The organism is Bartonella sp. CL100XZDX (assembly GCF_042195375.1).
In the GTDB taxonomy this organism is placed as follows: Bacteria; Pseudomonadota; Alphaproteobacteria; order Rhizobiales; family Rhizobiaceae; genus Bartonella.
In genome coordinates this window covers 36,026-52,197 of record NZ_JBHIOH010000045.1, presented here as the reverse complement: position 1 = coordinate 52,197, position 16,172 = coordinate 36,026, and the positions used below count along the sequence as shown (strand labels likewise).

At 36.3% G+C, this 16,172-nt stretch carries 7 protein-coding genes and 3 tRNA genes; 7 read left to right on the top strand and 3 right to left on the bottom strand.

Annotated features, from left to right (window positions below; all coding sequences use genetic code 11):
• Positions 1–102: 102 nt before the first annotated feature.
• Positions 103–1,776: a formate--tetrahydrofolate ligase gene (locus ACFILU_RS04265; RefSeq protein WP_375674892.1), complete on the bottom strand. Its 1,674-nt coding sequence runs from the start codon at positions 1,774–1,776 to the stop codon at positions 103–105.
• Between the two features lie 755 nt (positions 1,777–2,531).
• Positions 2,532–2,608: transfer RNA gene (locus ACFILU_RS04260), tRNA-Arg, on the bottom strand.
• Positions 2,609–2,963: 355 nt separating this feature from the next.
• Here ACFILU_RS04260 and ACFILU_RS04255 point away from each other — a divergent pair.
• From ACFILU_RS04255 to pgi, 3 genes are all read left to right on the top strand, one after another.
• Positions 2,964–4,103 carry an efflux RND transporter periplasmic adaptor subunit gene (locus ACFILU_RS04255; RefSeq protein WP_375674890.1) on the top strand — a complete coding sequence of 380 codons (1,140 nt, stop codon included), beginning with the start codon at positions 2,964–2,966 and terminating at the stop codon, positions 4,101–4,103.
• Positions 4,100–7,237 carry an efflux RND transporter permease subunit gene (locus ACFILU_RS04250; RefSeq protein ID WP_375674888.1) on the top strand — a complete coding sequence of 1,046 codons (3,138 nt, stop codon included), beginning with the start codon at positions 4,100–4,102 and terminating at the stop codon, positions 7,235–7,237. The genes ACFILU_RS04255 and ACFILU_RS04250 overlap by 4 nt, the downstream gene beginning before the upstream one ends.
• Before the next feature lie 190 nt (positions 7,238–7,427).
• Positions 7,428–9,092, top strand: a complete 1,665-nt coding sequence (pgi, locus tag ACFILU_RS04245; RefSeq protein WP_273790288.1) for a glucose-6-phosphate isomerase — start codon at positions 7,428–7,430, stop codon at positions 9,090–9,092.
• 318 nt (positions 9,093–9,410) lie between these two features.
• Here the strand turns inward: pgi and ACFILU_RS04240 are convergent.
• A tRNA-Ser gene (locus ACFILU_RS04240) sits at positions 9,411–9,500 on the bottom strand.
• Between the two features lie 286 nt (positions 9,501–9,786).
• Here ACFILU_RS04240 and rplU point away from each other — a divergent pair.
• The 4 genes from rplU to ACFILU_RS04220 all read left to right on the top strand — a co-directional run bounded on the left by rplU (position 9,787) and on the right by ACFILU_RS04220 (position 16,120).
• On the top strand, positions 9,787–10,266 hold the full coding sequence (gene rplU, locus ACFILU_RS04235) for a 50S ribosomal protein L21 (RefSeq protein WP_375659774.1): 480 nt from the start codon (positions 9,787–9,789) through the stop codon (positions 10,264–10,266).
• A 12-nt stretch (positions 10,267–10,278) separates the two neighbouring features.
• Entirely contained in the window at positions 10,279–10,548 is a 270-nt protein-coding gene (gene rpmA, locus ACFILU_RS04230; protein WP_100130483.1) for a 50S ribosomal protein L27, read from the top strand.
• Positions 10,549–11,981: 1,433 nt separating this feature from the next.
• Positions 11,982–14,486, top strand: coding sequence for a phosphoenolpyruvate--protein phosphotransferase (ptsP, locus tag ACFILU_RS04225; RefSeq protein ID WP_375674886.1), 2,505 nt, complete (start codon positions 11,982–11,984; stop codon positions 14,484–14,486).
• A 1,544-nt stretch (positions 14,487–16,030) separates the two neighbouring features.
• Positions 16,031–16,120, top strand: a tRNA-Ser gene (locus ACFILU_RS04220).
• Positions 16,121–16,172: the final 52 nt, after the last annotated feature.

The following is a 16,172-nucleotide window of genomic DNA, read 5'->3' as shown; positions in this document are numbered from 1 at the left end:
TATCATATAAATAAGACATTTGTCTATATCGCTTTTTAAAATTCTATTTTTTTTACAATAAAACGCTTTTTATAATGAATGATAGAATTTACGGTTATAAATTTATGAAAGTCCTTGTATTTGATCATTTTCGTCAAGATGAATTTTTTCAGCCGCGGGATAATGGGGTAGTCCCGGCATGGTCATAACATCTCCACAAATGACAACAATAAAACCGGCTCCCGCACAGAGACGAACTTCTCGTATGGGAATCTCAAAATCAACAGGAGCGCCGTATTGCTTGGGATCAGAAGAAAAAGAATAAGGTGTTTTTGCCATACAAATAGGGTAGACGCCAAACCCCTCTTTTTCCCAAGATTCAAGTTGTTTGAGAATAGGGGCTGAGATGATGGCGCCACGTCCACCGTATAGCTTTGTTATAATACAATTAATTTTTTGAACGAGTGGAATATCATCTTGATAGAGAACTTTAAAATCAGAATCGTGCTTTTCAATCAAGGTAACGAGTTCTTGTGCAAGTTCTATAGCGCCTTTTCCACCTTGTTCCCAATGCTTACAGATAATAGCTTTGTGTCCAGTTGTTGCAACTATTTTTTGTAATGTTTTTATTTCAGCATCGCTATCGCTGTCAAAATGATTGATAGCCACAACACAAGGAATACCGTAGTGCTTCATATTTTTTATGTGTCGTAAAAGATTGGCAGCTCCTTTTTCTAAAGCGGTAATATTTTCTTCTGTCAGGTTATTTTTATCCAGACCACCGTTCATTTTTAATGCACGAATAGTTGCGACGATCACTGTAGCATTTGGTACAATACCTGCTTGCCTACATTTGATATTGAAGAACTTTTCTGCTCCAAGATCTGCTCCAAACCCTGCTTCTGTGACAACATAATCCGCAAGTTTTAAAGCAGTTTTTGTTGCTATAACTGAATTGCAACCATGAGCAATGTTGGCAAAAGGTCCTCCATGAATGAGAACAGGATTATTTTCAATTGTCTGTACGAGATTGGGTTGTATAGCATCTTTGAGAAGAACTGCCATTGCACCTTCCGCATTGAGGTCAGCAACGGTGATGGGCGTTTTATCATAACGATAAGCAACAATAATTTTTTTGAGTCTTTGTGTAAGGTTTTCTAAATTTTCAGAGAGACAAAGAAGCGCCATAATTTCTGATGCAACAGTAATATCAAAACCTGCTTGACGTGGAAAACCATTTGTTATGTCCCCCAATGAAATGACAATATCGCGCAATGCACGGTCATTCATATCAAGAACGCGTTTCCAAACAATGCGACGTGGATCAATGTTTAGAGTATTTCCCCAATAAAGATGATTATCTATCATTGCGGCAAGAAGATTATGAGCAGCTGTAATAGCATGAAAATCACCGGTAAAATGTAAATTAAGGTCATCCATTGGAATGACTTGCGCATAACCACCACCAGCAGCACCACCTTTTACACCAAAACAGGGACCTAAAGACGGTTCTCTCAAGGTAGCTATTGTTTTTTTACCAATAAGATTAAGAGCATCACTTAGTCCAACTGTTGTTGTTGTTTTGCCTTCTCCGGCAGGTGTGGGATTGATAGCTGTGACAAGGATAAGTTTACCGTCTGGATTTTTATTAAGCGATTTTATGTATTCAGAAGAAATTTTAGCTTTATCATGGCCATAGGGAATGAGATTTTCATGTGAGATACCAATTTTTTGTGCAATTTCAACAATATGTTGCTTTTTAGCAGTGCGAGCAATTTCAATATCAGTTTTAGGCATGGAAAAATTCTTTAAACTTATCTTTTATTAATATTCGAGATCTGTACCCCATAGGTTAATTAGAAAAATTCATAGAGAACAGAAAATATTAAGATATCATAGAAGTCGATGATATGCCATGCAAGAGATAATGCTAAAGAAGCACAAGAAGAGTTTTATTGTTTTTTAGGAAAAAGAATCACTTTGCTTTTAAGCAGTAAAAATACGTTTAATTCAATTAAAAATATTGTAAAAAGAAGCTGTGGTTTGCAACAAAATGCTGATGATATTAATAGATACCATAAGTGTTTTATAGTGGTACGTTTGAGAAGTAGTTTATTTATTCTTTCCAATAACACACTGAAAAAGTTTTACATGGTGGTAACCCGGAATTTATGGCGGCACATTTGAAGTCCCTCTTAAGATGGGACTGCTAGGAATAAAATATCCAGCAACATCCAGTTATGGAACAGTTAGAAATAAGCACGTAAAAAATTACCTAACTGATTAGAGAGTATAATCCGGAAGAGACCAAAAACAAGCGCATAGATTGAAAAAAGAAAATAACAACACACGCTACTCATGCAATCGCTACGATTATTAGCTAATAAAAACGCCTTAGGGCTGAATTGAAGGACTCATAACATCTTATTCTAGCAAAATGGCTAAAGAAAAGACTCACAACAGAATGAAATAACAAAATACAAAGATAGATAAAAACAAATCACAAAATAAAGAATTTAAAAAGTCTGCTTTATAAGTAAGATATTGATAGATGGCGCACCCGAAGAGATTCGAACTCCTGACCCCCAGATTCGTAGTCTGGTGCTCTATCCAGCTGAGCTACGGGTGCATATATTTCAATTTTTTACATTGTCTAAGACAAAGGGTTCCTAATCGTTTCATTAAAGAAATGCAAGTGAAACTTGGATAGTAATAAAAAAATCTCTCTTTTTTATGAGATATTTTAAAAATATTATGGCTTCAGTTGGTTTTGATATGAACATTTTTTTGTTGTGACCATACAAAGCAATATGAACGATAGTTAACTTGACGTTTTTATAGATGAAAGATAATCAAGCAGAGATGAGATCTGTTTTTTGCGGTGGGGGTAAGACACACACACCCGCTGTTGGGTTTTTGTGTAAAACGCCGATATTACTGTTGAAAACTATTTCAGATAAACATGACACAGCAAGGGCGGATGTATGGCGTTATTAAAAAAGAGCTTTCCATTAGTGTTTTTAATCGTTGTTTTAACGGTTACTTATTGGGCTGGAAAAAAGAGTGCAGAACAACCCATTTCTATGGTGGATAAAACAAAAGTATCAGATAAAACTTCAAATGGAAAAATGGGAAGGCCACCGGTAAATGTTGTCGTTGATCTTGTAAAAATTCAAGATTTTTATGAACAACTTAACGTTTTAGGGAGTGGAAAAGCTCTTGCAGAAGTTGAGCTTACCCCTTTATCCTCAGGTGTTATTGATAAGCTTTTTGTATCAGCAGGTACAAAAGTACAAGCCGATGATGTGATTGCAAAGCTTGATTCTAAAAAAGAAGAAATAGCGGCTGCAAAAGCAAAAGTGCAACGTGATAACAATGCGTTAACGCTTTCGCGCATTCTTAAATTACGCGCCAGCAATACAGCAACGGAAGTTCAAGAAATTATGGCACGCTTAGAGTTGGATAACGCAAATTTAGTTTTGCGTAATGCTGAATTAGATCTCGATCGGCGAACAATTCGAGCACCGATTCCTGGAGTTGTTGGTATTTTGCCCGTTGATGCGGGGAATAACGTGACCCTTAATACTGTAATAGGCCGTATTGAGAATAGAGAACGTATTTTGGTCGATATATGGGCCCCTGAACGATATGTGTCGCGCATCCATAAAGGAGATGAGGTAACGGCAACGTTAGTCGCGCAGCCAGATATGTCTTTTGTTGGTCATATTTATGCGATTGATAATATCGTTGATCCAGAAAGTCGCACACTTCATGTTCAGGTTGAAATCAATAATGAAAAAGATACGCTCATGTCTGGTATGTCCTTTTCTGTTGCCTTGCAATTTCATGGTGGTTCTTTTCCTGTCGTTAATCCTCTTGCAGTTCAATGGAATAGTAAAGGGTCATTCGTTTGGCGTGTGAGAGAAGGAAAAGTAGAGTCTATTCCCGTAACAATTATTCAGCATAAAGCGGATCAGGTTTTCGTGAAAGCTCCCCTAGAAAATGGTGATCAAGTTGTCATTCAAGGGGTGCAAATGCTTTATCCAGGAAGTAAAGTAACTATTGATGATCCAAAGTCTCATCAACAGCAATTATCAGTAGGTTATGGAACGGATATACAATGAGCCAAGAATTGAGCACAAAACAGCCTACGTCAAAGGTGGAGCAAGGTGGTCTCATTACCTTATTTATTCGCAGACCGGTTTTTACTCTTGTTTTGAATGCTATGATCATCATTGCAGGATTTGCAGCATGGTTAAATGTTGATGTAAGAGAATTACCCGATGTTGATACTCCCGTAACAACGATTGTGACGATGTTTTCTGGTGCATCGGCAGAAACAATTGATCGTGAAGTTACAAAAGTTATAGAAGATGCTGTTTCTCGTATTTCAGGTGTTAAGACGATTTCTTCAACGTCTTCTTTTGGACGCTCCCGTGTGAAGATTAACTTTAATGTCGGTGTTGATTTGAATGTTGCAGCATCTGATATTCGTGATGCTCTCTCTCGTGTTACCTATTCTTTACCGAAAGATGCGGATTCGCCTTTGATTATTAAAGCAGATTCGAATGCTGCTGCCATGATGTATTTGGTTGTGACGTCACCAACAATGAGTGTTGATGATTTAACCACGATTGTAAACGATCAGATTGTTGATGCTATTTCTGCTGTTGATGGTGTTGGTGATGTACAGGTCGATAGTGCTCGCACAAAGATTTTTCAGATTGATATAGATCAAGCAAAACTTGCAAGTTATGGATTAACTGTAGCAGATATTTCACGTGTTCTTGCTGATATGACAACAGATGTGCCAGTAGGGTCATTACGCAATTCTAAGCAAACTTTAGTTGTACGTGCTACTGCACGTTTAACAACACCAGAATCTTTTGAACAAGTTGTTTTAAAACCTCATGTGCATCTTGGTGATGTTGCGCATGTTACTTTATCGCCGGATATAGAAACAGTTATTCTTCGTATCAATGGAAAGACAGGTATTGGATTAGGTATCGTGCGTAAAGCACAATCCAACACTCTTAATATTTCTGAAGGTGTGAGAGCTGTTGTTGATAATCTCAAAAGTATTGTTCCTTCTTCTGTACATATAGACGTTATTAATGACGATGCAATTTTTATTAAAAGCGCTCTTCACGAGGTTGAAGTTGCGTTGGTCATTGCTATTTTGAGCGTTATCTTGGTCATTTTTCTTTTTCTCAGAGACATTCGTGTAACGCTGATACCTGCTGTATCTCTTCCTGTCGCTTTGATTGGTACCATTGCGGCTATTTATCTTGTAGGGTTTTCATTGAATATTCTCACATTTTTAGGACTTGTTTTAGCAACAGGGCTTGTTGTGGATGATGCCATTGTTGTTCTTGAGAATATTGTTCGGTGGCGCAACATGGGATTAGGTTCCAGAGCAGCAGCGGTGATAGGAACACGTGAAGTATTTTTTGCTGTTTTAGCAACAACATTGACATTAGTGGCTGTGTTTGTTCCTATTTCCTTTCTTCCTGGGCAAGTTGGAGGACTTTTTAGAGAATTCGGTTTTGTTTTGGCAATTTCTATTTTGCTTTCTTCAGTTGTTGCTTTAACGCTTTGTCCCATGTTGGCTTCACGTTTTCTCAAAGAACATATTGAGGATAAAGAGGAAGAGTCCCACCATTATTTTACTTTTTTATATAAATTAGGTACTTTTTTTCATAAGGCATATACTTACAGTTTGCATAAGTGTTTAGAAAAGCCTTGGGCTGTTGTTTTTGCTTCACTTATTTTTGGGGGTCTTTGTGTTGGAAGCTATACGAAGCTACAACAGGAATTAACGCCAGCAGAAGACAGAGCTGTGATCTTTTTGGTCATTAATGGACCACAAGGGATTTCGACACAATATTTGAACGAGCAGGTAGAGCAAATTGAAGCCAGTCTACAGCCATTACGTGATGCAGGGGAGATTGCTAACAGTTACTCTATCGCGGGTGCTGGTGGTTCACCCAATACTGCTTTTTTGATTTTATTGCTTTCATCTTGGGATAAACGTTTACGTAGTCAGCAAGAAATCGTGAAAGATATTAATGCAAAGGTTAAACAGTTTCCCGCAGTTTTTGTATTTGCTGCGCAGGGAAATTCTCTAGGTGTGAGCGGAACTGGGCAAGGGTTGCAATTTGCAATTCTTGGCAATGATTATGCAACATTACAACCCATTGCTGATAAGCTGGTGAGTGCTTTACAAGATGATCCGCGTTTTATTCGCCCACGCCTTACTGTTGATGCAACACAACCGCAATTTTTTATTGAAATCAATCGAAAAAAAGCCTCCGATTTAGGGATTGATATCGCCAATTTGGGCGATACATTACAAACAATGTTGGATGGTAAAAAGATTGGTTCCATTAACGTGGATGATCATTCTTACGATGTTAAATTGATATCGCGTACAAATTCTATGAAGAGTCCTAGCGATTTAGAAAATATTTTTTTAAAAACCAAAGACAATCGATATGTTCCTTTATCGGTTATTGCGCGTTTACATGAAAAAGCTATTGCTCCTCAATTAAAACGGGAAAAACGCATGAGTGCTGTTGTTTTAAGCGCAAATCTTGCTCCAGATATCGCTTTAGGGGAAGCTTACCAAACTGTACAGAAAATTGCTTCTCCTTTGTTATCAAAAGGAACCTATTTGGTTCCCTTAGGGGAAGCCGAAACGCTTAATGAAACATCTTCCAATTTTATGATTGTTTTTGGCATTGCCTTTTTGATTATTTTATTGATTTTGGCTGCTCAGTTTGAAAGCTTTATTTCAGGATTCATTATCATGGCCACTGTCCCATTAGGGATTGGTTGTGCTGTAATTGCTATGCTATTAAGTGGTGTGAGTCTTAATATTTACAGCCAAATTGGATTAATTTTGTTAATTGGTGTTATGGCAAAAAATGGTATTCTCATTGTTGAATTTGCAGATCAATTACGTGATCAGGGAAGAAGCGTGCGTGAAGCCGTAGAAGAAGCAGCAAACATTCGCCTTCGTCCAGTTTGTATGACAATGATTTGTGCCATTTTAGGAGGTATTCCTTTGGTTTTAGCCAAAGGTGCTGGCGCAGAAGCTCGTATAGCTTTAGGTTGGGTTATCGTTGGTGGCTTAGGTTTAGCAACTATTTTTACGCTTTATGTTACACCGGTTGTTTATCTTTTTTTAGGGCGTTTTATAAGACCAAAAGCAGAAGAAGATTTACGTTTAACAAAAGAACTCAATCAAGTTAAATGATGTATATGATAGAAAAGATTTGAAAGTTTATTCTTGTAAAAATATCATTTTCGGATCTTATCCTTTATATTTTGTATATTCCTTCATTTTTATGTGAGCAGTGAAAATAGCGAGCAATAAAAGAGATGCTTTCTGCTTTGTTATTGTTTGGGCATAGATTTCATTATCAATAACCGTATAGGATAAGCTTATGGGAGATAGCTTTTCGATTCGAAATGAAATGGCTTTTGAAGCCACATTAAAAGCTTTAAGAAACCATGCCGCAAAGGATGGGGTCTATGATATTCGTCGGCATTTTGTAGAAGATGAACAGCGTTTTTCCCATTTTTCCCTCAGACTTGATGATCTTCTTTTCGATTTTTCAAAATGTGGTGTGACATTTAAAACATTGCAACTTCTAGATGATTTAGCGGTCGCAGCAGATGTGTTAGGCCGGCGTGATGCAATGTTTTCTGGTAAGGCGATTAATACAACTGAAAAACGCTCAGTTCTTCATATTGCATTACGTTTACCTGCTGATGAAATTTTCATGTTGGATGGTCATAATCTTATTCGCGATATTCAAGACGTCCTTGAAGATATGGAAAGATTTTCTGAAAAGGTGCGTGATGGAAGCTATAAGGGAAGCAGTGGCGAGAGAATAAGTGATATTGTCAATATTGGTATTGGTGGTTCTGATCTTGGTCCTGCAATGGTCACATACGCTTTAAAACCTTATCATGATGGTCCACAGTGTCATTTTGTTTCGAATGCTGACAGTGCCCATATTTCTGATACTCTCTCTATTTTGAATCCAGCAACAACGCTGTTTGTCATTGCTTCTAAAACTTTTACAACGGCTGAAACAATGGTAAATGCTCAAGTTGCACGTCAGTGGATTTGTTCACATTTAGGAGAAAAAGCCGTTTGTACGCATTTTGTTGCTGTTTCAAGTGCGCTTGATAAAGTGGCAGAATTTGGCATAGATTCCACAAGCGTTTTTAAATTTTGGAATTGGGTTGGAGGACGTTATTCAATTTGGTCAGCCATTGGACTTGTTGTTATGTTTGCAATAGGTGGTGGAAATTTTCGCAAATTTCTCAACGGTGCTTTGCAAATGGACCAACATTTTAAAACTATGCCTTTGCATAAAAATATTCCTATTCGTTTTGCTCTTTTAGGATTCTGGCATCGTGTTATTTGTGGTTATTCATCACGTTCGATCATTCCTTATGCACAGCGTTTAATACATTTTCCAGCTTATTTACAACAGCTTGATATGGAATCAAATGGTAAGCAAGTCTCGCTGGATGGAAAACCATTAAGTTTTTCAAGTGGTCCAATTGTTTGGGGGGATTCAGGAACAAATAGTCAACATGCTTTTTTTCAGCTTCTGCATCAAGGAACAGATATTATTCCTGTAGAATTTATTTTATTTATAAAAGGGCATGAGAAAAATTTACATTCTATGTATGAGATGTTGCTAGCAAACGGTTTAGCACAATCAAAAGCATTGATGAAGGGGCGTAGTATTGAAGATGCTCGGCATATCTTGATAAAAAATGGAGTTGGTGAGGGTGAGGCAGATCATTTAGCACTTCATAGAAGTTTTAAAGGAAACCGTCCCAGCATTACGTTGGTTCAAGATTTATTAACACCTTTTGCACTCGGTCGTCTTATTGCACTTTATGAACATCGTACTTTTGTTGAAGGGATTTTAATGAATATTAATTCATTTGATCAATGGGGGGTTGAACTTGGTAAAGAATTAGCAAACGAGTTACTACCAATTCTTCGTGGAGAAAGTAAAGCGGATAATCGCGATAGTTCAACATTAGGGTTGCTAGCACATATTCAAGCAAGACGTGCAAAATAAATATAATTTGACAGTAGGTTTTGCACTAACTAAGCAAAAGTAGAATGAGAGAGAAATATGAGATAATTCTTTAATTTTACTATGCGTTCTCTTATTATCTGAACTAGATTTATGTAACAGAAAGTCAAAAAAGTGCAAAAATTGTAAAAAGGAGAATTTATTCGCAAAAACGATAAAGACCTTTGAGAGGTCTTTGAAGACCCTTTGAGCCCCCCTTAAAATCCTTCGAAAAAAATAAAATGGTACAAAATTTGCTGACACGCTACAACCGGCAAGCTACGATTAAAGACATTTTAATAATATCGTTTTATAAATTAATGGCGGAGAGAGAGGGATTTGAACCCCCGATAGAGTTGCCCCTATGCCGCATTTCGAGTGCGGTGCTTTCAACCACTCAGCCATCTCTCCATAATAAAAGTGAAACAAAAATCGGCACTATTTGAGTGTATAAGGGGTAGATAACCTTCAATTGTTTTTGGTACAACCTTTTTTTCTTTTTTATGGGACTTTATTGACAGAGAATAGAAATTCCTTCATATATACAAAATATAAGCGTGGGGAAATCTGCGCATATTTGTGTTGAAGAAGGTTTTATCCTTCTTTGAGATTTATTACGACTGATAAAAAGCAGCCTATTTTCCCTTATTTCAAGGCAGAAATTAAATAAGAGCTGGAGTGAACGGAAGGATAAAAAATGTTCGCAGTCATTAAAACTGGTGGTAAGCAATACCGCATTGTTGCTAATCAAGTGGTAAAAGTTGAAAAAGTTAGTGGAAATGCGGGTGATGTTGTTGAATTCAATGATATATTAATGGTTGGGCAAGAAGGTAATGCGGTTATTGGTACCCCTGTCGTTGCTGATGCATTGGTGACAGCTGAGATTTTAGAACAGGCACGTGGGCGCAAGGTTATCGCATTTAAGAAGCGCCGTCGTCAAAATTCTAAACGCACGCGTGGCCATCGTCAAGAATTTACGAGGCTTCGTGTTTTAGAAATTTTAATGGGTGGTTCAAAACCTAAAAAAGTTGCTGCGAAACCGATAAAAGAAGAAGCAACTACACCACAAGAAACAAAAGCTGCTGCTTCTGTTGAGAAGACGGCTAAAAAAACGGTTGAAAAAAAGACTGCGCCGCAGAAGAAAGCGTCTGTAGCAACAAAGAGTAAGAAAGATTAAAGGAGAGCGTCTATGGCACATAAAAAAGCTGGTGGTTCCTCGCGTAATGGTCGTGATTCAGAATCGAAACGTCTAGGCGTTAAAAAATTTGGTGGTGAAACCGTTATTGCCGGAAATATTATTATTCGCCAGCGTGGTACACGTTGGCATCCTGGTAACAATGTTGGTATTGGAAAAGATCATACGCTTTTTGCATTATCAAATGGAAAGGTTTCTTTTCAACGCAAAGCGGGTAATCGTTCCTATGTTTCAGTCATTCCTATGCTGGAGGCAGCAGAGTAATCTGTAACACTCTCTAGCAATCAACAGGATTTCATTGAATTATAGTTGTGGTTTTATAAGTATTAAAAGGGAAAGATAGAGTCTTATCTTTCCCTTTTTGCGTTGGTACTATAATAAATGTAGAAGATATACGAAAAAGGTAGAATTGAGGAAATGGCTTTTCTCAATGAGGGAAAAAGTTTGTGCGATGTTATGTTAGTATTTAGTACTGAACATATTGATATTATGATAGAATTTGTTGATAAATTTCTGTATAATAATAGTGAGAGAGACTTTCTTTTTATGCATGAAGAAGTGTCTAGTGATTTCTTATAAGAGAAGCAGTTTGTTTTCAGAAAATTATGAGAAATTTAATGAGAGCATTCTTTATGTAATCATTTTGATAAAGATGGGTCTTTTTATCGGCATTGTGGTATTGATGAATTGTCATACTGTTTTTAGGTGGTAGTGTGGATAGGTGTGGCTATTCATTTAAAAAGACATAGGGATAAAAAATCCATAAGAAGGCAGCCAAAACTACTTTGAAAGTGACGTGCATTAAGGAATTTTCGGTAAATCAAGAGTGAAATTATATTTTTAAGGAGGACGGTGTTTAAAGATATAAAAATAACCAACGTGCAATCAGCGCCCTTCAAGAATATTTTTTCTGATTTCACTATTATTGTGTATTGTTGAAAGTAAATAAGCATAAGAGCTAGGGTTAAGGCAATTATTGCGTTTCATTTTTTACTTTATTTATCTTATTTGTAGAGTTTTTCTTTATTTTAGTAATTGATGATGGTGCTTGGGGGGATGTTCGTACTTTGCAAATGTGCGACAGAGGGTATTGTGTATTTGCGATATTGATTGAAGTAAAGGTGTAGCTTAAAATATATAAATATTATATATCGAGGGTTTGATATCATAAGATGGGCAGCACGGAATTTTAAAGATGATAAGTTGCATGGAGCAATTTGTAATTATGTAATGAATTTATAAAGAGGGATAATAGGTTAAATAAACTTTGAGGAATCAATCAAAATATTAGCTGAAGTTACGGATGATTGGGAAGGATGCTTTCTTGTAGGAAAAATAATGAAAAGTTATGTTGAATAACTTAGGATAATGAGAGCGTTTCGGAAACATAGTTTTTCAGGTGATTGGTTCTGTAGAAAATGGGGTTTTGTCTTTGTAAAGTAAAAGAGTAAGAGGTAGATTTGCTTATAATGGTTTTAAGCACTTCGCTAGATAATAATATCCAATTGTTTTATCGGTTATATTGAGGTATTTAAGCACCTCACTTAGCTATGTTCCGTAAAATATAAATAAAGCTGTGGTGGTATTTATAGCTTGTATTTTGGGAAATGCAGCTTTGAAAAGGAATGTGTCAGAGATATTGGTGTTCAAATGTGAGGCAATTTGAATTCATGATGAGATATGAGAAAGCAGAAGCAATGAATGTAGATTTTGCTGATGGTGAAATCTTGTCTATAAGATCTGTACAACTTGCAGCTGCTTTTGATCATAAAAATGATGCAATTTATGCTGCTGCTGAATTGCTTGTGCAGGTTGGTGCAGTTGATAAGTGTTATCTGGCAAGCATGCTTGCACGTGAAGAAACAACCAATACTTGGCTTGGAAATGGTATAGCCATTCCTCATGGTATGGCTGAAAATCGTGATTTAATTATCAAGGATGCTGTTGCTGTTATACAGGTTCCTGCTGGTGTTGAGTGGCAGGATGGCAAGAAAGCATATTTGGTTATTGCCATTGCAGCGTGTCCAGATCGCTATAGAGAAATTTGTAAAAAATTGACGTCTCTTTTATTTGATAAAAAACAGCTTGAAGTACTTGCAACAACTATGGACAAACAACAAATTGTTACAACTTTGTTTGACCAAAATATGAAGATAGAAAAAACTTTTATTGGTGACCTTTCTGTGTGTCAGGAATGGACTTTAGATTATCCAAGTGGTCTTCATGCACGACCAGCTTCTCTTTGGGTTGATTTTGCGAAAAAGGCTCAAAGTTCCATCAGAGTTCGCCATGGTCAATATACCGTTGAAATGAAAAATTTGGTTGGTTTATTGCAATTAGGAGCAAAAAACGGTGATGTTCTGATTTTTTCTACAGATGCTTCAGAAGGAGCACAACTTCTCAATGATGCCATTGCTATTGCAAAAAAAGTGAGTATTAGTGAAAAATGCCTGATGAGAGCAATGGAATCTCAAACAAAGGCTTTTCATGGTTGGTATCCACGCTCTATGCAAAAAGGCATTTCTGGTGTTGGAGCGAGTTCAGGATTAGCATTTGGTAAGATTTTTGTTTTAAGGCAAAATGATATTTCCATAATAGACCAGCCAATTGATTTTGCAGCTGGTGCAGCATGTCTTGAAAATGCTCTTACAAAAACAAAACATAAAATGGCATCTGTAATTTCTGATATTACAGTGCGTATGGGAGCAGATTCTGCTGCAATTTTTTCTGCGCAAATGGTTTTGCTTGACGATGAAAATTTAATAGCTCAAGCTTGTCGTTTTATAGCGGAAGGTCATGGTGTCGCTTGGTCTTGGGATAGAGCGGTTCGTCAATTTTCAGATATGTTTTTTAAGGTAGATAATCCTTTGTTAGCAGCACGTGCTGTTAATTTAGTTGATGTTGGTCGACGTGTTTTAGGTGAAATCAATCCATCCTATAGATCGTTCTTTTTAAATGATATTCCACATGGTGTAATTCTGGTTACAAATGACCTTTCTCCTTCTGATGTAGCACAACTTGATTGTACAAGGGTAAAAGGATTAGCAACAGCATGGGGAGGTCCATTATCTCATACAGCTATTTTGGCGCGTACTCTTGGTATTCCAATGGTTGTTGCTACAGGTGATGATATTTTAGCGATTCAGTCTGATATTCAGGCTATTATTGATGGCGATAACGGGTTTATTTACCTTGATCCTACGCTTGAAGACGTTGAAGATGCTCAAAGGCATATTGATACTGTTGCGCAAAAACGTGTCAGTGAAATAAGTGCGTGTAGATTACCAGCGCAAACGATAGATGGTCAAAGAATTCGTATCATGGCCAATGTCAACTACGCAAATCAAGTTCCTGTTGCGCTTGATTTGGGGGCTGAAGGTGTTGGACTCATGCGCACGGAATTTTTGTTTTTAGAGAATCCACATATTCCGGATGAAGAGCTACAATTTAATATATATCGAACGATGATTACAGCTGTAGGAGATAAGCCATTAATTATTCGTGCACTTGATATTGGTGGGGATAAACAGGTTACGCATTTACATTTATCTAAAGAGGACAATCCTTTTTTAGGTGTTCGAGGAACGCGGCTTTTGTTACGTCGACGTGATCTTTTGGTGCCTCAATTACGTGCTTTATATCGAGCAGCAAAAGAGGGTGGAGATCTATGGATTGTGTTTCCGATGGTCATGTCTGTTTCAGAGATTGTCGCTATAAAAAAGATTGCAGAGGAAATCCGCAACGATATTGATGCACCAAAATTAAAACTTGGTATTATGATCGAAGTTCCAGCAGCGGCCATTATGGCAGATGTATTGAGCGCCCATGTTGATTTTTTTTCAATTGGAACCAATGACCTAACACAGTATACAATGGCTGTTGATCGGCAAAATCCGTACCTTGTGTCTGAAGCTGATAGCCTTGATCCAGCAGTTTTGCGTATGATTTATCAGACTATTCAGGGAGCTGCACAACATAAGTGTTGGGTTAGTGTATGTGGTGGTATGGCTGGAGATCCTTTTGGTGCAATGATTTTGGCTGGATTGGGAATTAATGAGCTTTCTATGATATCTTGCGATATTTCTCCAGTAAAGGCGTGTTTACAGACTCATAGTTTTGAAGATATGAAAATTTTAGCACAAAAAGCATTACAATGTGAAACTGCACGAGCTGTACGTGCTCTAAGCAAGGATATAAGGTGATAGAGAACATTAAGGGGAAAAAACGAGCTCATTTTTCAGACTAATCAGATCTTTAGTGTTGTAAAACATTATCCTTTAGGACAATTATAAGCAGCATATTAATTTGTAATGGTAATTTATCGTGTTACATAATGAGAGCCTTAAATATTGTAGGGTTTTCTCGTTTTAAATTTCTCTATATTAAATTAATAAAAATTATTCTTTTATACATTACAAAGAGGAGTAATGTATGGATAAAAACACTCTAAGAAAGAATAAATGCCTTTTATGCATTCTCTCAAATCGCAATGGATGTTGTAATATTAGGTGATAAATAGCGTGATGGTACTTGGCTTTTACTTTTTATTTAAGGAAAGATGATGCTATCCAATAGATTTTATACCATTCATAGACACCGTATGAGGTAGATGTGACAAGCTTTAAGAGATGTTTTTTAACAAACGTGTGGATGAGAAAGAAAATAGTATTTTTAGAGTATTCTGTTTTGTTATGAGACCATATCCCACTTAAAGAATGCGATAATCAAAAGTATGAAGTAATACGTAATCTCTTTTAAATAATAGAGATTACTTTAGATATTTTGAAAACTATAAAGCTGAATTTAAAAGCATCTGGTAAAAATGAAAACAGGTTTGCATTTTTATGATTTTGTATTTGATCAAAATGAGACTGTTTTTTCATTTCAGAAAATAAGATATATTCATACATATTAAATTAAAAATGCAAAGGTTTTTTTGTCTGAATTTTATTTTCTTTAGTATCAACTAAATATAGAAGTGTGAAATTGAATAGAGAATTTAGAGTAGGGCTTATTCTGTAATCCTATGAAAGAGAAAACTGACACCATCACACTATTTTACAGCCCTCAATGTTGCAAGAATTCGTGCTATTTGAAAAAATACATAAGAGGCACTTATCCTCTCTTAAAATGTTCTTCTCCCACATACCATCCCCGCTTATGACGTATAAACGATAATTTATTATTATAAATCAATATTTATATATTATCTGAAACATAAAAGTGATTAGCAGGTAGATCTCATTTCAAGAGAGAGTTGTTTGTAATCAAAGTTACAGTGATTAAGTATTTTCATCCTTGGAGGCAAGAAGAAGGTTGAAAACGATTTTTATTGAAATGAAATTTATTATCTGAATAAACAATTTTAATATTATATACATATAAGAAGTTCATATCGTTATTATTCTATTTATTATTAGGGTAATCAATGGTGTTAAGTGAGAGATATTAATTATTTGGTTATGCAAAACCATGGACTGTATGCCAATTTTAAGAGAAGTATTTTTTTGTGAAGCAGAAAGTGCGTAAATGAGTATGAAAATTTATAACTGGTGACAATCTTTTTATTCCCATTATTGTATTCTACAAACCTATCCACGAAAAAAGTTTTTTCTTAAAAAGAAGGGATGTGCTTGTTATTCAACAGATATAAGCTCTTACTTTAATAAATGAATTTATTTTTTGGGTTTTGAATGTATAGTTTAGACTTGCACGTTATTTCTTTCTGGGTATAGTGCAAACTTCTGGAGAGGTGGCCGAGTGGTTGAAGGCGCACGCCTGGAACGCGTGTATATGGGAAACCATATCGAGGGTTCGAATCCCTCTCTCTCCGCCATTAATTTAAAACGAACTTTCATATGCTTGATATGACATAGTTTAAAAAGCTC